The sequence below is a fragment of the Nocardioides sp. NPDC000445 genome (assembly GCF_040300245.1).
In the GTDB taxonomy this organism is placed as follows: Bacteria; Actinomycetota; Actinomycetes; order Propionibacteriales; family Nocardioidaceae; genus Nocardioides.
Genome location: NZ_JBEPDH010000001.1, coordinates 361,440 through 381,088 on the forward strand (window position 1 = coordinate 361,440; position 19,649 = coordinate 381,088).

A 19,649-nucleotide genomic window follows, 5' to 3' on the forward strand; every position below is an offset into this window, starting at 1 on the left:
TCCTGGGTGAGTCGCGGCCGGGATCACTTGGCTGGCTTCATCTCGGTCACGCGCATCTCGTCGCCGGTCGCCGAGTTGGGCTCGTACTCGACGTTCTCCGACTCGCCGATGATCCCGGTCATGTGCGCGATGTAGGCGAACTGCGAGACCTTCTCCGGCTCGTCGGCGAAGATGCCGGCGAAAGCGGCCTGGCGGTCATCGCCCTCGGCCTTGTCGGCGGCCTCGATCTGGGCGTCGAACTCCGGGGTGCCGAACGTCGACTGAGCGCCGTCGCTGAGCATGTACTGGTCGACGGAGAACTGGGCGTCACCGGCCTGGTTGCCGTGCTGGACGAGGATGATGTACGGCCCGGTGTTCTTCGGGAACGGACGGGACTGGTACTCGACCGACGCGGCGGTGTCCATCATCTCGATCGAGACGTTGAGACCGATGTCCTCGAGCGCCTTCTGGACGACCTCGACGGTCTCGCCGACCTTGGGGAAGAGGCCGTTGCGAGAGATCAGCCGGATCTTGGTGTCGGTCGGCACTCCGTCGGCCTTCGCCTCGGCGATGAGCGACTTGGCCTTCTCCGGGTCGTACGGCCACGCCTCCAGATCCGGGTTGTGGCCCACGACGCCCTCGGGCACCAGCTGGGAGGCGACGTCCGCGTAGCCCTCGAAGAGGCTGTCGACGATGGACTCGCGGTCGATCGCGTAGTTGATCGCCTGGCGCACCCGGATGTCGTCGAGCGGAGCGTACGTCCCGGTAGACCGCAGCGCGGTCGTCTCGTTGTTCGGGTAGCGGACCGCGGCGTCCCCGGAGAGGTCCTCGGGCGCGAGCCCGGTGGCGATGTCGGCCTCGTTGTTGGTGATCATGGCGGCGCGTACGCTGCCCTCCTCACGCCACTGGTACTCCGCCTTCTTGAAGGCGGGGGCGTCTCCCCAGTACGTGTCGTTGACCGCGAGGGTCAGCTTGGTGCCGTTCTGCCAGTCCTCGATCTTGTAGGGGCCGGTGCCGATCGGCTCGCGCACCTTGGCGGTGTCGCTGGTCGATGCGGGCACGACCTCGATGAAGGAGAGGCGCAGCGGCAGGATCGGGTCGGCCTCGGCGGTGGTCACCTCGAGGTGGGTGGCGTCGACGGCCTTGACCTGGAGGTCGTCGTCACCGAAGACGTACCCCTCGACATTGCAGCCGAAGGTGCCGTTGACCGCGCGGTCGATGGAGTGCGCGGCGGCCTCGGCGTCGAAGGCGGAGCCGTCGGAGAACTTCACGCCCTCGCGGAGGGTGAAGGTCCATGTGGTCGGCTCGGTCTGCTCCCACTCGGTGGCGAGCAGCGGCTGCAGCTCACCGGAGGCGGGGTCGCGCTCGACCAGCGGCTCGGTGATGTTGGAGCGCACCACGACGCCCGTCGAGGTCAGGTTGGCATCGCACGGTTCGAGGGTCGGCGGCTCCTGCGGGAGCACGATCCGGACCGTGTCACCGGCCGCGCCGGCACTGTCGGAGTTGGCGACGCCACACGCCGAGAGGGTGAGCGAGACAGCCATGAGCGAGGCGCTTGCGAGTCCGAAACGGGACCGCAGCGAGGGACGAAAGTTCATGCGACTGTTCCTCCAGTCGATCGGCGACATCTACATATGTGGACGTCGTTGTCATTCGTGGATGAACCGTACGAGCGAGTTTTGTGTGACGTCAAGCACGTCAGGCAATGCCCATAGGGCATCGAACGATGCCGTTGCGATGTTGGACGCGTATCGCTTCCGCTACCTAGCCTCGGGATCTCCGACGTCGTCGAACCCCTTGAGGAGACCCCATGGGCCGCTACTCCCCCACCGAGCTCCGTGACGCCCTCGGCGCCGGCCTGCTGTCGTTCCCGGTGACGCACGCGACCGCCGACTACGCCTTCGACGAGGACGGCTACCGCGCCCATCTGCAGCACCTCGACGGCTTCGAGGTCGCCGGCCTCTTCGCCGCCGGCGGCACCGGTGAGTTCTTCTCGCTGACCCACGACGAGGTGTCCCGGGTCCTGCGGGCCACCGTCGAGGAGGTCGGGGACGGCACTCCGGTGATGGGCGCGGCCGGCTACGGCACCTCCCAGGCCGTCGCGATGGCGCAGCGGGCCGAGGCGGACGGCGCCGACGGCATCCTGCTGCTGCCGCCCTACCTGACCGAGCTGCCGGGTCGTGGCCTGTACGAGCACGTCGCCCGCGTCTGCTCGGCGACCTCGCTCGGCGTGATCGTCTACCACCGCGCCAACGCCCGCTACGACGCCGACACCGTCGTCCGTCTCGCCGAGGAGTTCCCGAACCTCATCGGCTTCAAGGACGGCGTCTGCGACATCGACCTGCTCGCCACACTCAATGCGCGCCTCGGCGACCGCCTGCTCTACGTCGGAGGCCTGCCCACCGCCGAGACGTACGCCCTGCCTTATCTGGAGCTCGGCGTCAGCACCTACTCCTCGGCGATCTTCAACTTCGCGCCGCAGTGGGCGGTCGAGTTCTACACGGCCGTACGCAACCGCGACCGCGACGACGTGCTCGCCCGGCTCCGCGACTTCGTGGTCCCCTATATCGCGATCCGCGACCGCGGAGCCGGCTACGGCGTCTCGATCGTCAAGGCCGGTCTCACCGCCGCCGGCCGTCCGGCCGGTCCCGTACGTCCCCCGCTGACCGACCTCACCGAGGATGAGCTGGTGGAGCTGACCGCACTCGTCAAGACCGTCATCTGACGGCCACTCGACCGACAGGAGCAACCGTGACCCGCCGCATCCTCCAGGTAGGACCGCTCAAGCCGTCGCTGGCCGAGACCCTCACCGACCGCTACGACGCCCTGGTGCTGCCCGACGACGACAGCTGCGCCGCGTTCCTCGCCGAGCACGGGCCCTCGATCGGCGCCGTGGTGACCACCGGGCGTACCGGCGTACCGGCCGAGCTGATGGCCCAGCTGCCCGCACTCGGCGCCGTGGTCAACTTCGGGGTCGGCTACGACACCACCGACGTCGAGACCGCGGCCGCACGTGGCGTGCTGGTCTCCAACACCCCCGACGTGCTGACCGACTGCGTGGCCGACACCGCGATCGGCCTCGCCATCGACACCCTGCGCCGGCTCAGCGCGGCCGACCGGTTCGTACGCCGCGGCGACTGGCCGCAGGCCGGCAACTTCCCGCTGACCCGCAAGGTCTCGGGCAAGCGGGTCGGGATCCTCGGTCTGGGCCGGATCGGCCAGGCCATCGCGACCCGCTTCGAGGCCTTCGGCTGCCCGATCTCCTACCACTCCCGCAGCGAGGTCCCCGGCTCGCCCTACACCTACGCCGCCTCCCCCGCGCAGCTCGCCGCCGACGTCGACATCCTGGTCCTCGCCACCTCCGGCGGCAGCGGTACGCAGCACCTCGTCGACCGCAAGGTGCTCGAGGCGCTCGGGCCCGAGGGCTACCTGATCAACATCGCGCGTGGCTCCGTGGTCGACCAGGACGCGCTGGTCGAGCTGCTCCGCGACGGTGGCATCGCCGGCGCCGGCCTCGACGTCTACACCGAGGAGCCCACGGTCCCCGCGGAGCTGATGGACCTCGACAACGTGGTGCTCCTCCCGCACCTGGCGAGCGGCACCGTCGAGACGCGTGCCGCCATGGAGCAGCTGACCCTCGACAACCTCGACCGCTGGCTCGCCGACGGCACCGTCCTCACTCCGGTTCCGGAGGTGACGTCTCGGGGCGCAGCGCGATCTCGGTGATGCGGTTGCCGTTCCGGGCGGTCACCTCCAGGGTGCCGTCCCGGAGCGCCAGCACCTCCCCGACCTGCGGGATGTGCCCCAGCCGAGCGATGAGGTAGCCCGCGACGGTCTCGTAGGCGCCGTCCTCGAGCTCGATGCCGGTGGTGTCGGCGAAGTCCTCGATCGTCATCGCGCCGTCGATCCGGGACAGGTCACCGTGGTCTCGGATGCGGGCCTCGCCGTGGTCGTACTCGTCGCGGATGTCGCCGATCATCTCCTCGACGAGGTCCTCGAGGGTCACGATGCCGTCGGTGCCGCCGTACTCGTCCACGACCATCGCCAGGTGGGTGCCGCCCTCGCGCATCGTGGCCACCGACGGGATCACCCGCTTGCTCCCCGGCAGCGAGAGCACCGGACGAGCGACGTCGCGGATCGTGCGCTGGTCGGTGGCGACGACTCCGAGCAGGTCGCGTACGTGCAGGAACCCGAGGATGTCGTCGAAGCCCTCCCCGGTCACCGGATAGCGGGAGTAGGGCAGGTCACGCACGGTCTCGGCAGCCGCGGGAAGCGGCATCGAGGCAGGCATGAAGGTGACGTCGCCGCGCGGGCGCATCACCTCCCGCAGCGTCGTCTCGGTGGTGGCGAAGACGTCACGGAGGATCCGGCGCTCCTCCTCCTCGAGGTCCGTGTTGGTGGACACCATCTCGCGCAGCTCCTCCTCCGTGACCTGCTCGGCCGAGGCCTTGGGGTCACCGCCGAGCAGCCGCACGACGGCGTCGGTGGAGACCGAGAGCAGCCAGATCACCGGCCGCATCACGGTGGCGAACCTGTCCAGCACGGGCGCGACGGCCAGCGAGATGCCGGCGGCCTTCTGCAGCGCCAGCCGCTTGGGCACCAGCTCGCCCAGCACCAGGGAGAGGTAGGCGATGAACAGGGTCAGCACGATCAGCGCCGTGGTCTCGGCCAGTGCCTCGGTCAGGCCGAGACGCTCGAGGTAGGGCGCGACGTCGGGAGCGATCGCCGACCCGCCATAGGCCGCGGAGAGGAAGCCCGCGACGGTGACGCCGATCTGCACCGCGGCCAGGAAGCGGTTGGGGTCGCGGGCGACCTCGGCCACCCGTGCGCCACGTGGGCCCTTGCGCTCGAGCGCGGTCAGCTGGCTCTCCCGCAGCGACACCAGCGCCAGCTCGGTCGCGGCGAACACGCCGCCGACCAGTACGAACACCAGCACCAGCCCGAGGCTGAGGAATGTCTGGCTGTCCATCAGGCCCGCTCACCATCCGATCGGAATCCAGGTGAGCGGTAGGAACTTCGAGGCCTCTTCACACCGATGAATCTACAGGCGCGTCTCTGCTGCGATGGTTTCGAAGTGCCCGCTTGTCCGGGCTTGCCCTGACTCGGCCGCCGAGGTCGGCGCAATAGACGCGGAGTGAGACGCGTGCGGGTCCAAGGGACATGTCCCTTGGACCCGCACGGAAGAGTCACCTCAGAGCTGGCTGATCACCGCCTGCGCGTCCCGAACCAACGCGGCACGCGCCTCGGGGTCGGCGACGTTGAGCGAGCTGGCCGCCAGGTCGGCGTACTCCTGCAGCTGCGACCGCGCGGAGGCGAGACGCCCGGCCTCGGCGTGCTTGACGGCCTGCCGGAGCCGCTTCTCGAGGACACTCTCCCCGGCCGGCGTGACCTCGCCGGAGCGAGCGAGCCGTTCAGTCAGGGCGGTGAGCTCGGTCAGCGACGTGGTGGTCGTGAACGGCACCGTTCTCGTCGTCGCATGTCCGGCCTTGTCGGTCGCGGTGACCTCGAGGGTGTGCGACCCGAGCGAGAGCCGCCACAGGGCGAGCTCGTCGCCGGCGACCGCGGCACCGTCCAGGGTCGCGGTCACAGACCCCACACCGGAGGTGGCGTCGGTGGCCGACCACGAGGCATCCCCGGAGTTGCCGGCTGCGGCGCCGTCGGTGACACCGTCCACCGCGACCTGCGGAGCGGTCTTGTCGATCCGCACCACGACCTGCCCGACCTCGGAGACGTTGCCGCCGTTGTCGGTCGCGCGGTACTGCACAGTCGTGACCCCTTCCGCGGACACTGTGAGCGGGTTGTTCGCGTTCTCCCAGGTCTGACCGCCGTTGGTCGAGCGCTGCCGGGAAGCGACGGTGCCGTTGTCGGTCGCCGCCACCGCCACGGACACGTTCCCCGTCCACCAGCCGTTCTGCCCGGTCGGCTCCGCCGGGTTGAGTGTCGCCGAGACCGTCGGAGGCGCGACGTCGGCGAAGCCGTCGCCCACGAACCTGATCCGATCCAGGGTGACGCCGCCTGTGGAGGTCACGAACAGGTCGCCGCTGCCCGACGGCGCACCGGACAGGTCGGACGTCGTCTCGGACCAGTCCTCGCTGGCGACGTCGAACGAGGCGAACGGCGTCGCGTCGGCCGATCCCCATCGCAGCTTCACGCTGCCGGTGCCGCTGGCGCGCAGCTTCGCCGAGGTGATGCCGGCGAGGTTCACAGGCTTCCAGGAGAGCCAGTCGCCCGCATCGAGCGAGGTGACCTTCCGCAAGCCGCTCGCCGTGTCGTCCGGAGCGATCGCGACGCCCTCGGAGGCGTCGGCCCACTCGGCCTCCTGCGACTTCGGGTTCAGGATCATCGACACCTCGGACCTGGCCGCCGGCACACCGTTGGCGCCGTTGTCGGTGTAGCCGATGACGACGACTCCGTAGATGTTCTCCGTCTCGCCGTGCTCGGTGGCATCGGCGGGCGTCGGGATCGCGAATCGGCACCCGGTCCCCTGGCTGAGCGGGTGGGCGTGGACGTCGTGCCCGAGGCCGAACGTCCAGGTCACCCGTGAGCACACCGTCGCGTTCCCGTCCTCGGCGTCCTCGGTCGTCACGTCGAACGGCACCGCCTGACCCCAGTCGAAGAAGCCTCCCTCGGCCGGCGTGGCCACCTCGATCGTCGGCGCTACGTTGCCCACGCTGATCGAGGTCGAGGTGATGCCGCGACGTCCCTCGGCATCAGTGACGCGGAGCCGAGCGGTGTAGCGGCCGAGCTCGTCGTACGTGTGGGACGTGGTCGCCCCGGTCGCGTCGAAGGTGCCGTCGCCGTCCAGGTCCCACTCGTAGGTGAGCGCACCGCCTTCGGGGTCGACCGAGCCCGAACCGTCGAACTCGACGGTCAGCGGGGCCGAGCTGCTGGAGATGGGATCGGCGACGATGTCCGCACGCGGTGCCTTGTTGCCGACGCTGTAGTCGATCCGATAGAGCCCGGCATCCGGGTTGGCGCGGAAGAAGCCGTCACCGTAGTCGAGGACGTAGAGCGACCCGTCCGGCCCGAACTCGATGTCGATCGGGCTGTCGGTGATCGGCTGCCGGTTCGTCTCGAGATCGGTGTTGGGCAGGAACTGCTCGATGTGCGAGACCGGGCCGCTGGGCCAGTCGACGGTGAACGCCGCCAGGTAGTCCTGGGAGAACTCGGCGAAGAACGCCTTGCCGTCCCAGTACTCGGGGAACTTCGTCGGCGAGGGGTTGTCCGCGTCGTAGTGGTATACCGGACCGCCCATGGGCCCCTGGCCGCCTGCCGGACCGAAGTCGGTCAGCTCCGGCCACGGCTGGTGCGTGTTGTTGTCGCCGTAGTAGAGGGTCGCAGCCGTGGCCGGCGGGACGGTCGAGAGCCCCGTGTTCCACCGCGAGTTGTTCTCCGCGCCGGCGGCGCAGTCGAAGAAGTCCCCCGGTGTCGCGGTCTCGAAGTCCCACTCGTTGTAGTTGAACTGGTCGCCGGTGCAGTACGGCCAGCCGCCGTTGATCGGCTCGTCGATCGCGGTCGTCTGCCACTCGACGTACCCCATCGGGCCACGCTCCGGGTTCGGCGCCCCGGCGTCCGGGCCGTAGTCGCCCCAGCTCACCGAGTCCGTGGCGGGGTCGACATCGATCCGGAACGGGTTGCGCAGACCCATCGCGAAGATCTCCGGTCTCGTGCCCTCCGTGCCGGGGGCGAAGAGGTTGCCCTCCGGAATGGTGTACGAGCCGTCCTCCTGGACCGCGACCCGCAGGATCTTGCCCCGCAGGTCGTTCGTGTTGCCCGCGCCGCGGCGGGAGTCGAAGCCGGGGTTGAACCCGGGGGCGTCGTTGTTGGGCGCGAACCCGTTCGCACCCGGGGTTCCGGCCGGGGTGTTGTCACCCGTGGCCAGGTAGAGGTTGCCCTGGTCGTCGAAGTCGACGTCGCCGGCGACGTGGCAGCACTGGCCACGCTGTACCTCCACCTTGAGGATCACCTGCTCGGTCGCGAGATCCAGCTTGTCGGCGGCCTCGTCCCACTTCACCCGGGTGAGCTGGTTGTAGCCCTTCCACTGGTCCCAGTAGGCCTCGGTCTGACCGGCGGGCAGCGTGTTGGGCGCCGAGCCGGACGGCGTGGTCGTCGGGTAGGGGCCGGTCATGGTGCGCGGCGCGTAGTAGAGGTAGACCCAGCCCGACTCCTCGAAGTCCGGCGCGAGGGTGACGGTCTGCAGGCCGTCCTCGGAGTTGTTGTACGTCGCGATCGTGTTGATTACGCGGGTCGTACCCGCGTCGGGGTCGACGAGCCGGATGTCGCCGTTGCGCGCGGTGGTGAGCACGCGCCGGTCCGGCAGGACGGCCATGTCGATCGGCTCACCGGTGTCCTTGGTGAGAGTGACCTTCTCGTAGTTGGACCAGTCCAGGGCGAGGCCGGCGCCGGGCTCGGTGCCGTGGTCGACGCCGTCGTGGGCGGCAGCGGACGTCGCGAGTGCGAGCCCGGAGGTGAGAGCGAGTGCGAGCCCGGAGGTCACCGCGAGGAGTGATCGCCGGGCACGGCGGCGGGGTACCCCACCGCCTGAGCTGTATGTGGGCATGACGATTCCTTGGAGAGCGAGGGCGAAAGAAGCCGGAGGAGGGCGTGCGAGCACGCCGGTGGCCGGAGCGCGACCCGGTGAGGGCGCGCTCCGGCGGTCAGCGAAGGGAGAGGTGGCGGCCGGTCAGCCGCGGAGCTCGTCCATGTTCTGGTAGCTCAGCTTGGCCAGGGCCAGGGACTGGCCCGGGTTCATCGCACCGCCGGGCGCGGTGTCCTGCTCCCACATCGGGTTGTGGTAGCCGCGCGCCGGCATGTCACCGAAGAAGGCCTGATAGTCGATGTCGCCCTCCCCGAACGGCGCCATCACGTAGCCGTTGGCCTGCGTCTCGTCCTTCTTGCCGTCCTTGGCGTGGAACAGCGGGAAGCGCATCGGCGCGGACTTGACGACCTCGAGCGGGTCGAAGCGGTCCTCGACGAGACTGCCGTCCGGGGCGGTGTAGGTGTGGTGCTTGTGCTGGGCGACGTGCGCCCAGTAGATGTCCATCTCTAGCGACACGTAGCCGGGGTCCGTGTTCGCCAGGAACCACTCCAGCCGGCGTACGCCGGATGACCGTGTCGGGCGGCCCAGCGCGTCGGTCGGCCCACTGTCCAGGAGGAAGCTGTACGCCACGTCGTGGTTGTGCGTGTAGAGCTTGAGCCCGTGCCCGGCAGCGCGCTCACCGAGGATGTTCCAGCGATCGGCTGCGGCCTGCCAGTCGGCGAGGTAGGCCGACCCGGTGGGATCGCTTCCGGTCCCGATGTGCCTCATCCCCAAGATGTTCGCGACCTCGCACGCCGCGTCGAACGCGGCCAGTGACGCATCGGTGATCGTGGAGGGAACCGACCCGTGGTTGCCCTCGGCCTCGAGACCGTTGTCATCGAGCCACATCCGCAGCAGGTGTGCGCCCTCGACGTTGTTGACGTTGCCGCCGGGCGCGTTGGCGTTCTGGTTGTAGCCTGCGAACTCGATCTGCCGGTAGCCGATCTTCGACAGCTCCTCGAAGACCGCCTTGAACCCCGAGGCGTACGGGCTGGTCGCCGGGTCGCGGCTGATCGCGTCGCGCACCGTGTAGAGGATGATTCCGCGCCGCGGCCGCGGGATCAGCAGCGCGTCGGCTGCGGCGGATCCGGCGAGAGGGACACCGCCGAGGGCGATTCCCGCCGCGGCCATGCCTGTTGTGGCCGCCAACAGCTGCCGACGGTTGAGCCCGAGCTTGCGTGCGATAGCCGGAACCTCGTGGTTCGCGGCAGGGGTGGGACGGTTGCGCATCAGTGCTCCTTCGGGAGGGTGAAGCCAAGTGAGCCGCAACTGTGACCTGTGTCACGTTGTGCGATCGTCAACTTACGGTTCCCACGAAGCACCCGTCAATAGTTCAAACTGGTCATGCAAAAGTATGAAAGTATCTTTCGAAAGTCCGATGAGGGCCCTTGATGGACTCCCCCATACGTCATCGCCCACTCGCGCTGTGAACCCATCCGGAAGCGTCATCCGCCGAAGCCGCCGTCGGCGGCGACGACCGAGCCGTTGAGCACCGCCCCGGCACGTGAACACGCGTGCACGACGGTGGCGGCGACCTCGTCGGGCGTGAGCGGGCGGCGTAGGAGCTGGTGGGCGGCGAGGTCGTCCGGGCCGACCGCGTAGAGGTCGGCGGTCGCAGCGAGCATCGCGGTGTCGGTGGAGCCCGGTGAGACGGCGCAGGCGGTCACGCCCGTGCCGGCCAGGTCGGCGGCCAGCCCCCTCACCAGACCGATCACGGCATGCTTCGCGGCGTTGTAGGCGGCGAGGTGGAACAGCCCGCGCGAGCCCGCGGCGGAGGCGAGCGCGACGAACCGGCAGCCGCTGGGTTCGGGGCCGGCAAGCATCGCCGGGACGGCCGCTGCGGCGGTGTTCCAGACCCCGGCGACGTCGATCTGCCACTGCAGGTCGAGCGAGGTGTCCTCCCACAGCGGGCGCCCGCCGGCGATCACGGCCGCACCTGCGACCGCGATGTCGAGCCGTCCCCACCTCGCCGTCGCTGCATCGACCGCCGCGGTCAGCGCCGCCGGGTCTCGTACGTCACCGACGACCGGCCCGACCCAGCCGGCCGGGAGCGAGGCAACGAGGGCGTCCAGGTCGGCCTGCGTGGCCTGGGGATAGGCGGCGGGAGAGTCCTCCCCCACGCACCAGTCGAGCGCGACGACGCGTACGCCCTCGGCCACCAGCCCACGCACCGTCGCTGCGCCGATCCCGCGCGCGGCGCCGGTCACCAGCGCGACCCGTGTCGTCTCGACAGTCATCGTGCCGCGGCTCTCGTCCGGAGCCAGCCACCGGCACCAGGACCGCGGAGCCGAGGACGGTGTGGAGGATGTCGATCTGATCGCCCACCGCGGTGGCGGTCAGGGGCAGCCCGATGGTGGCCGGGGTTCATGACGACTCTCCTTCATCTCCGGCGTCCAGCGACGCAGCTCGAGTGACGCACAACACATTAATGACACGCAGCGTCGAAAAGAGAGGTACGCCCGAGCCAGCACTCTTGTGCTTCGGAGCGCCTGAGGCTGCCGATAGCGACGGGCCGTGATGGCTCGCATTCATCGTGCTCAGCGTGGCGGATTCGCGCTGATCGTGGTGTGACCAGCCGCCTGGGGCCTGAGAGCACCCCGCTGTGGCAGGTGGCCTGTTCGCCACGGTCGCCACTGTCTTGGTCCTTACGGGCCCGAGTGCTCTCCAAGCTTCTCGCCACGGACCCCCTGGTTCCGCTGACCTGGAGTGAGTGAACAGCTCACTCGCTGACGCCAGCCTCAGCAGCACCGGTGCCAACCGGGCCTCGACAAAGCCGCGATTGTCGGCGTACCTCAGACACGAACCTGAACGTTCGAGCGCATTGGCGTCACCGGCTCGACCCCTACTTGAGCAGGGACTCGACGCCATGTGGAGGAGTTACCGATAGCAGGATCCGCTGGGTCCACCTCTTCTCGCCGCCCAGCGTATGTTGGCTCAACCAGACCAGCCGTCCAGCAGCGATGTCTCTTCGGCCGTTGAAAGAGTCAGTCCGTCCCACGCGGGCCCCACGCCTTAAGCCAGGGTGTTGGCGCTGCCTCGCCGAGCGACACGAACGGGAGTGATGCCCTGTTCCTGTGCTCCCCTGAGCCCGACGCCACCGCCTTCACCGACATGGAGCTCCTCAGGGCGGGCGTCGAGACGTTCGAGGGCTTCTCGGTAGAGCACCGAGGACGGCTCGCGGCACCCGACGTGCAGGAGAAGACGGCGTGGTCGACGTCATGCGCGAGTCGACTGGGTGGCCATGCCTCGGCGATCTCGGCGCTTGCGTCGCTGATGATGCCTGCGACGCCGGGCTTCGCTCACGCACTGCACAACAGTCAGCCGTCGCGCGAGTGGAGGAAGCCGCTCGCAGCGGGCAGCGACAGTAGATCACCTCAGCAGGGTGCGGACCGCCGAGCGGACGCGGCGGTGACGCCGAAGGCATCGATGAGGACGATCGCAGAGTTCGATGTCTCAGTCGTGGGACCAGGACACCGCGTTCATCGCCACATCAGCAACCCGGCGCAGTTCTGCCTCGCTCTTGCCCGTCGCCGCTTGAACGGCGATGCCGTACGCGACCGTCACGATGTAGGCCGCCAGCGTGCGCGGATCCTCGGTCTCCGGCAGATCACCCTCGGCCCGCGCACGCAGAAATCGGGACTCGAGGCGCGCAGCGCCATCCTGGCGCCAGTCGACGAGGACCTTCTGGGCAGTGAGCCCATTGTTGCCGGCGGACAGCGCAGCCTGGACACCAAGGCATCCGTGGGGTGCCTCGCTACTCGTGCTGGCAGCGGCTGCGCCGCGAAGAATGGACTCGGCGACTTCGCGTGCGGTCGGCTCGGACAGCGCACGGATTCCGTAGGAGGCTGGGCCTTCCGTGTACCGCTCGACCGCTCGGCGGAACAGCTCGTCCTTGCTCCCGAACGCCGCATACATGCTGCTGCGAGTGATGCCCATCGCCTCGGTCAGGTCCGTCAGGCTCGCCCCTTCGTACCCTTTGGCCCAGAACACTCTCATGGCTTGTTCGAGGGCGTAGTCGTAGTCGAACCCGCGGGGTCGCCCCAGCTTGGTCTGCGATGTGGGCATGGCAGTCATTATGTCCTCTTACGGACCAGGCAGTCCAGATAAGGCGAAGGATCAGGCGTTCAAATCGCCGTCGATGGTGAGCACAGCTCCGGTGATGAACGCCGCCGAGGCGCCCGCGACGAAAGCGACGAGGGACGCCCCGGTTCAGCGCGCGGTCATCGTGGAGTAACTGGCCGCTGACGATCGAGCTCGCGGGCCGAGGACGGCGCGAACACCCAGGCCTGACGCCCCGGGCCGTGACGCCTGCCCGCACGGTCGAGGGCTTGCGAATAAATCTCTGACCGCCTACGTTACTTTCGTACCGATCGGTCCTGAAGTGACGTACTGGACCTAGGGACGTGACCTCGCTGCCGGGCCTGCGTGAGCGAGCACACCGAAGCAGGCCGCAGCGGAAGTGCCGCCGGCTTGGTATGAGAAGGAGAAGGATCAACATGAAAGCCGCCGTCATCGCCTCGTTCGGCGAACCCTCCGTGTTGCGAGTTGCGGAGGCTCCGCGACCGGTGCCGGGTCCGGGTCAGGTGCTGGTGCGGGTTCACGCCGCCGGGGTGAACCCGGCGGAGATCTTGGCGCGCGCCGGAGCGTTCCGCCTGCGTGCTCCCGCCATTATCGGATTCGAGTTCGCCGGCGTCGTCGAGGCGGTCGGCCTGGGCGTCGACGAGGGCGTGGTCGGCGACCGCGTCGCCGGGTGGCCGGACTCCGCCACCCAGGGCTCCTACGCCGAGTACACGGTCAGCAGCAACTTCGCGACGATCCCCGACGGCGTTTCCTTCGAGGAGGCCGCGGCTACTGTCATCGGCGCCGACAACGCGGCGAGGGCTCTCGGGCTTCTGAACCTTCGCCCGGGTGAAACGCTCGTGGTCACCGGTGCGAGCGGTGCTCTGGGCAGCGCCGCCGTGCAGTTCGCGCGACAGCGGGGTGTGACGGTGATCGGCGTCGCCGGGACTGCCAACGCGGACTTCGTCCGGAGTCTCGGGGCGACCCCTGTCGTCCACGGCCCGGGCCTGGTCGATCGCATCCGTGCCGCTGCTCCGGGCGGGGTCGACGCCGCGCTCGACACCGCCGGCAAGGGGCTCCTTCCCGCCCTCGTCGATCTTCTTGGCGGCCCCGACCGGATCGTGACGCTCGCCGACCGCGATGCCGCACAACACGGCGTCGCATTCAGCCCCGGGGGCAGCGGGAACCGCGACCGTGGCCCTGTCCAGGAAGCGCTGAATCTGATCGCCGCCGGCGCATGGACCGCACGCATCGGCCGGAGCTTCCCGCTCGACGAGGCCGCGGACGCTCATCGCCTCGTCGCCACGGGCCACACCCACGGCAAAGTCATCCTCCTTCCCTGACTCGGCCGATCGGCCGTTCAACCACGACAACAATCAATTGGAGAATCCGAAATGCCTGCAGTCCTCGTCCATGGTGTACCCGATACCCACCGGCTCTGGGACACCGTCCGTTCCTATCTTCAGCGCGATGATATTGTGACGATCGATCTCCCCGGGTTTGGCGTACCCCTGCCAGCGGGATTCACGTCGACGAAGGAAGAGTATCTCGACTGGCTTATCACGAAGATCGAAGAAATCGGCGAACCCGTCGACCTGGTCGGTCATGACTGGGGGTCTCTGCTCACGGGCCGTCTCGCGTCTATCCGACCAGATCTGGTGCGGACATGGACAGGCATCAGCGGACCAATCGATCCGGAGTATCCGTGGCACTATCTCGCCAAGATCTGGCAAACGCCAGGCGAGGGCGAGCAATGGATGGCGGACCTCGACCTCGAGGCGTTCGCAGCAAGCCTCAACGAGGCGCAGATGCCGCGCGACGCGGCCGACGAATCGGTCCGGCATCTCGATGCCACTATGAGAGCAAGCATTCTCGCCCTCTACCGTTCGGCGATCGAGGTCGGGGCGGAGTGGAAGCCAGGTTTGAGCAACGTGACCGCACCAGCGCTAGTGATCTGGGGCCTGGACGATCCGTTCCTTCCTCACCGCTTCGCCGACGAGCTCGGTAATGCCACACGCGCACGTGCCGTCTTCAAACTGCGCAGCTCGCACTGGCCGATGATAGAGCGTCCGGCCGATGTCGCGCGCGAACTCGAGGCCCACTGGGCTCGCGTGTAAAGCCTGCGCTTGGGCCACTCGGGCTCCCCGCGGCCGCTACGCGAACGGCAATGACTGCTCGCGCGCCATGGTGAGCCCGAGTGCCCACGCATTCATCCGGAAACGATCATCGTGACGCAGCCCGGAGAGCATTGCCGGGGCCGTACAAAGCAGGAGCATCCTCATGACGAAGTCAGCAATTACCCCGATCGGCGTCGGCCTTATCGGTGCCAGTGCCGATCGGGGTTGGGGCGGAATTGCTCACGTCCCGGCGCTCCAGGCGCTCGACGCGTTCCAGATCCGCGCCGTCAGTACGACTCGTATGGAGAGCGCGAACGCGACCGCTCGTCGGCTGGGCGCCGATCTCGCCTTCGACACACATGAGGCTCTGGTCGTGCGACCGGAAGTCGACCTGGTGGTGGTTGCGGTCAAGGTGCCGGAGCACAAGCAGATTGTTTCCGACGCGCTGGCCGCGGGCAAGATGGTCTATTGCGAATGGCCGCTCGCAAGAAACCTATCGGAGGCCGAAGCGCTCGAGGGGTTTGCCCGCGAGCGGCGGCTGCGGACGGTTGTCGGGTTGCAGGGCGGCCTGCATCCGCCGATCCTCTTCCTTCGCGACCTCATCGCGCAGGGCGTGATCGGCAAGCCGCTCAGCACGAGCATCCGAGCGCATCTTACGGACGACATGTGGGTCGGCCGATATGACCCGCCGGTCGAGTACATGGCTCACGCAAAGCATGGCGCCACGCTTTTGAGCATCATGCTCGGCCACGGGCTCGAACCGCTTGCGCGCGTGCTCGGCACGTTCGAGAGTCTGTCCGCCGTCGTCGCCAATCAGCGCGGTGACGGCGTCCGCCTCTCCGATGGCGCGTCACTGCCGAAGGACGCGCCGGATGAGATCGTCGTCGCCGGCGTTCTCGAAGGCGGGATCGTCACTTCGCTGCACTACAGTGCCGGGCGGTCTGCCGGCTCGGCGATGGCATGGGAGATCCAGGGCACCGAAGGCAGTGTGCGTGTGGAGTCGGCGTCGGGCTACATCCATTTCACCGATCTCACCATCACGCTGCGCCGCGGCAGCGAGCCTGTCCAAGTGCTACAGGTCCCTCCCGCTTATGCGGCTCCCGACCTGCAACTCGACGCACCCGCAGCGGGGGTAGCCCGCCTCTACGCCCAGTTCGCCACCGACCTCCGCGACGGAACCGCCGATGCGCCGGACTTCGCGGTCGCACTCGATCGCCACCGGGTACTCGAGGCGATCACACGGGCCGCTGAAACAGGTCATCGGCAGCATCTGTCCCGCCCCGACCGAATGGACTCCAATCTTTGAACCCGGGAGAGACACTGCCGCAGGACCCGAGGAGATGGCGATCCGCGAGCCAACCCCTGACCTGATGACACAGAACCGACCGCACCGTGTCGAAGTACTCTGGCGACCAGCGGGACCTCGCCCTCCATCCCTCTTCTTCAATGCGGCGCCGACTGCGTCGCTCGCCCACCGCTTCTCCCGCGCCGTGCGGCGCTCATCCGCATCGCCGATCGTGCCCATGTGTCCCCCACGGCGCGGGCTGCTCAGGCCGCGTTCGACACCGGCTGGCCGCGAAGGCACAGCTGGCCCTCATAGCGGCATGCACGCGTGGCGTGGCCATTCGGTTGCAGGCTGGCGGCGCTGCTCGGAAGTCAGCTTTCAAAGGCACCCGGAGCAGATGTCCTCGGCTGGGATCGCTGCGCCTGGCTGGCCCGGAGGACATGATCATCGACATCGCGTTGGACCTACGCTTCGAGTCCGCTAACGCCAGCCAGTAGCCTTGCCCCATGGCCCGAGAACGCCATCGACGCCCACTCGGCGAATCCTCCCGTCCCTCCTCGATTGCCTCTGGCGCCGGTGTCGACGACTCCGCCCCGGCGGTGGAACCACACTGGCTCGACCGCCGCGAACGCGCGGCCTGGCTGGCCACCTCCTCCATCATGATCAGCCTCCCTGCGGCACTCGATGCGCGCATGCAACGGGAGTCACAGCTGACCTTCTTCGAGTACATGGTGCTCTCCGTCCTCTCGGAGGAGACCGGCCACGAGATGCAGATGAGCGCCTTGGCAGCGCGAACCGCGGCATCATTGTCTCGCCTCTCACACGTCGCCGGTCGCCTCGAGAACCGCGGATTACTGGTGAGGAATCGTCTTCCAGGAGCAGGTCGACGTACCAGCGCAGTCCTCACCCATGCCGGCCTCGAGGCGGTCGTGTCCGCGGCACCAGGACACGTCGCCGCCGTTCGCGAGTACCTCATCGACCACCTGGACCCGTCGCAGCTGGCCGCTCTCGAGTCCATCGGCAGCGCCGTCCGGGCCGCCGTGACCGGCGAAAGCACCGTCGCCTCGTCGCCGGCCTGATCCTGTGCGCGTCGCGGAACTGGTGCGCTCGCACCTTTCCGCCGCCCGAGCGACCGCCTGACGCGGACCATCGACGACCCCAGCCCGACGGCGTTATTGATGCTTCAAGGTGACCCGGTTATGGTAGTTCTTGAAGCTACAAGTTCACCGAGATAGGGGCTCTTATGATCACGACGTCGCTCAACGGTCTGAACGTCTCCCGCATCGGCCTCGGCACCATGGGGATGTCGGCCTTCTATACGGGCGCCGGCCGTTCGGACGCGGAGGCGATCCGAACGATCCACCATGCACTCGATGCTGGCGTGACCCATCTCGACACTGCCGAGGCGTACGGGCCGTTCACGAACGAAGCACTGATCGGCCGAGCGATGCGCGGTCGCCGCCGGGATCAGGTCGTCCTCGCGACGAAGTTCGGGGCACTCTCCCACACGAGTCGACCTGGACTCGACAGCAGCCCGGCGAGCATCCGGCAGGCCGTCGAGGGGTCCCTGCGACGATTGGGCACCGATTACATTGACCTCTACTACCAGCACCGAGTCGACCCTGAGGTCCCGATCGAGGAGACCGTCGGCGCGCTCTCCGACCTTGTGGCCGACGGGAAGGTACGCCACATCGGCTTGTCCGAGGCCGGAGCCGAGACCATCCGTCGAGCGCACTCCGTCCATCGCCTCGCCGCCGTCCAGACCGAGTACTCGTTGTGGACCCGTGACCCGGAGGCGGCCATTCTCCCCGTCACGCGGGAGCTCGGGATCGGCTTCGTCCCCTATGCGCCCCTCGGCCACGGCTTCCTGACGGGGACCATCCGCACTCTCGACGGCTTCGCCGACGACGACTGGCGCCGCACCAACCCCCGCTTCGCAGACGGCAACCTCGAGCACAACCTGCGCATCGTGGACCAGGTGCACGCTGTCGCGGCCGCCGTCGACGCGACGCCCGCCCAGGTGGCCTTGGCCTGGCTGTTGGCGCAGGGCGACGACGTCGCACCCATCCCGGGCACGACCAAGGCCACAAGGGTCGACGAGAACGTGGCCGCCCTGGACCTGCGCCTGACCGCGGAGCATCTTGATCTGCTCGCCGCGGTCGGCACCCCGGTCGGCGAACGGCACCGCCCGGCGGACATGAACGCTATCGACCGTTAGCAGCCACTACCCCATATAGAGCGGACCATCGCCGCCATGGCATCGCGAGCGTGCAGTCGCGGCCAGGCACCGAGGCGAGCCGGAACCGCCCACTAGACGCGTCCGGCCAACTTTGCGCACTGACCACCCCATACGCAGGGCGGAGAGACCGTACCTGATGACTGATAACAAGAACGAGAGATGCACTATGTCGAAGGAACCCATCAGAGTCGGCATCATCGGGGCCGACACCAAGGCGAGCTGGGCCGGGGCTTCGCACGTCCCCGCACTGGCGGCTCAGCCAGAGTTCCGGCTCGCCGCCGTCGCGACGCGCCGAGAGGAGAGCGCCCGTAGCGCGGCCGAGGCGTTTGGCGCCGATCGGTGGTTCGCGGACCCGATGGATCTGATCCGAGATCCCGACATCGATCTTGTCACTGTCGCCGTCAAAGTCCCGGCCCACCGCGAGCTGGTGCTCGCCGCGTTGGCCGCCGGCAAGGCGGTCTACTGTGAAGCCCCTCTTGGCACGACGCCCGAGCAGAGTGAGGAAATGGCAGCGGCAGCCAGCCGGCTGCACACCGCCATCGGCCTGCAGGGCCGGGCGAACCCCGCCGTTCGACGCGCGGCCGAGATGATCAGCACCGGTCAGCTCGGACGCGTCCTCTCCGCGCGGGTCACCGCGACCACGTTCGGGAACGGTCCCGAGTCGGTGACCGCGTACGAGTACTTCGACAAGGCAGAGGCCGGGGCTGGATTCCTGCAGATCGCGGTCGGTCACGTCCTCGACGTCATCGAGGCGGTTCTGGGGGAGATTGCCGAGATCGACGCTCGCACGGAGCTGCTGTGGCCCGAGGTTCGGCTGGTGGATACCGACACGACGACGGCCCGCGAGATCCCCGATCACCTCGATGCCGTCGCCAAGACCGCGTCAGGGGCCTCGGTGGGCATCCAAGTCCTCGCTGGCGTACCGGCCGACCAGGCCGAGTTCAGGCTAGAGGTTCGTGGCACGGAGGGCCGGCTGACCCTGATCGGCCATCACCCGGCGGGCGTGCAGGTCGGCGACCTGACCCTGGCCTCCGACATCGAGTTCTCGGCACCCGACGCACCGGTCGCGACCGGCACCGGTCCAACGGCGGCCGAGATCTGGAAGGGCGCCTCCATCAACGTCGGCGAGGTCTACGCCGCACTGGCCCGCGATATCCGGAATGGGACCTACCTCACGCCCGGGTTCGAGCATGCTGCGCACAACAGCCGCCTGGTCGCCCGGACCCTGGTCGCCGCAGAGACCGGCGTCCGCCAACTGCGGCAGAGTTGGTAGCGCCGACAGGGACAGGACGTTGCGCCACCCCGATGACTGCGACTTCACCGCAGCTCTCTGAGCTGGACCGGCGTCCGCGGTCAACATTGCGGACGCCGGTCCAGCTCTGGCCAGGTAGG

Annotated in this window: 14 protein-coding genes; 8 read left to right on the top strand and 6 right to left on the bottom strand. The window is 68.4% G+C overall.

What is annotated here, in order from left to right:
- Positions 1 to 23 precede the first annotated feature (23 nt).
- A complete protein-coding gene (locus ABT304_RS01710; protein WP_350713057.1) occupies positions 24 to 1,577 on the bottom strand; it encodes an ABC transporter substrate-binding protein in 1,554 nt (517 codons plus the stop codon).
- A gap of 212 nt (positions 1,578 to 1,789) precedes the next feature.
- Here ABT304_RS01710 and kdgD point away from each other — a divergent pair, with 212 nt between their 5' ends.
- The gene (kdgD, locus tag ABT304_RS01715) at positions 1,790 to 2,704 is read left to right on the top strand and encodes a 5-dehydro-4-deoxyglucarate dehydratase (RefSeq protein ID WP_350713058.1); all 915 of its coding nucleotides are present in this window, start codon (positions 1,790 to 1,792) and stop codon (positions 2,702 to 2,704) included.
- 26 nt (positions 2,705 to 2,730) lie between these two features.
- Positions 2,731 to 3,705 (top strand): 2-hydroxyacid dehydrogenase, encoded by a 975-nt coding sequence (locus ABT304_RS01720; protein ID WP_350713059.1) that lies wholly within the window; start codon positions 2,731 to 2,733, stop codon positions 3,703 to 3,705.
- Here the strand turns inward: ABT304_RS01720 and ABT304_RS01725 are convergent.
- From ABT304_RS01725 to ABT304_RS01745, 5 genes are all read right to left on the bottom strand, one after another.
- Positions 3,656 to 4,948 (bottom strand): hemolysin family protein, encoded by a 1,293-nt coding sequence (locus ABT304_RS01725; RefSeq protein ID WP_350713060.1) that lies wholly within the window; start codon positions 4,946 to 4,948, stop codon positions 3,656 to 3,658. The two genes, ABT304_RS01720 and ABT304_RS01725, sit on opposite strands and share 50 nt — an antisense overlap.
- 222 nt (positions 4,949 to 5,170) lie before the next feature.
- The gene (locus tag ABT304_RS01730) at positions 5,171 to 8,539 is read right to left on the bottom strand and encodes a PQQ-dependent sugar dehydrogenase (RefSeq protein ID WP_350713061.1); all 3,369 of its coding nucleotides are present in this window, start codon (positions 8,537 to 8,539) and stop codon (positions 5,171 to 5,173) included.
- A gap of 123 nt (positions 8,540 to 8,662) precedes the next feature.
- Complete coding sequence (locus tag ABT304_RS01735) at positions 8,663 to 9,787, bottom strand: sugar phosphate isomerase/epimerase family protein (RefSeq protein ID WP_350713062.1); 1,125 nt, start codon at positions 9,785 to 9,787, stop codon at positions 8,663 to 8,665.
- A 215-nt stretch (positions 9,788 to 10,002) separates the two neighbouring features.
- The gene (locus ABT304_RS01740; RefSeq protein WP_350713063.1) at positions 10,003 to 10,794 is read right to left on the bottom strand and encodes a mycofactocin-coupled SDR family oxidoreductase; all 792 of its coding nucleotides are present in this window, start codon (positions 10,792 to 10,794) and stop codon (positions 10,003 to 10,005) included.
- Positions 10,795 to 12,010: 1,216 nt separating this feature from the next.
- Positions 12,011 to 12,622, bottom strand: coding sequence for a TetR/AcrR family transcriptional regulator (locus tag ABT304_RS01745; protein WP_350713064.1), 612 nt, complete (start codon positions 12,620 to 12,622; stop codon positions 12,011 to 12,013).
- A 431-nt stretch (positions 12,623 to 13,053) separates the two neighbouring features.
- On the opposite strand from ABT304_RS01745, the gene ABT304_RS01750 reads away from it, so the two are divergent.
- The 6 genes from ABT304_RS01750 (at position 13,054) to ABT304_RS01775 (ending at position 19,530) form a co-directional block, all read left to right on the top strand.
- Positions 13,054 to 13,959, top strand: a complete 906-nt coding sequence (locus tag ABT304_RS01750; RefSeq protein WP_160027890.1) for an NADP-dependent oxidoreductase — start codon at positions 13,054 to 13,056, stop codon at positions 13,957 to 13,959.
- Positions 13,960 to 14,010: 51 nt separating this feature from the next.
- Positions 14,011 to 14,733 carry an alpha/beta fold hydrolase gene (locus ABT304_RS01755; RefSeq protein WP_350713065.1) on the top strand — a complete coding sequence of 241 codons (723 nt, stop codon included), beginning with the start codon at positions 14,011 to 14,013 and terminating at the stop codon, positions 14,731 to 14,733.
- Between the two features lie 163 nt (positions 14,734 to 14,896).
- Positions 14,897 to 16,039, top strand: coding sequence for a Gfo/Idh/MocA family protein (locus tag ABT304_RS01760; RefSeq protein WP_350713066.1), 1,143 nt, complete (start codon positions 14,897 to 14,899; stop codon positions 16,037 to 16,039).
- Between the two features lie 485 nt (positions 16,040 to 16,524).
- Positions 16,525 to 17,097, top strand: a complete 573-nt coding sequence (locus ABT304_RS01765; protein ID WP_350713067.1) for a MarR family winged helix-turn-helix transcriptional regulator — start codon at positions 16,525 to 16,527, stop codon at positions 17,095 to 17,097.
- A 164-nt stretch (positions 17,098 to 17,261) separates the two neighbouring features.
- On the top strand, positions 17,262 to 18,236 hold the full coding sequence (locus ABT304_RS01770) for an aldo/keto reductase (RefSeq protein ID WP_350713068.1): 975 nt from the start codon (positions 17,262 to 17,264) through the stop codon (positions 18,234 to 18,236).
- A 187-nt stretch (positions 18,237 to 18,423) separates the two neighbouring features.
- Positions 18,424 to 19,530, top strand: a complete 1,107-nt coding sequence (locus ABT304_RS01775; protein WP_350713069.1) for a Gfo/Idh/MocA family protein — start codon at positions 18,424 to 18,426, stop codon at positions 19,528 to 19,530.
- The last annotated feature ends 119 nt before the right edge of the window (positions 19,531 to 19,649 follow it).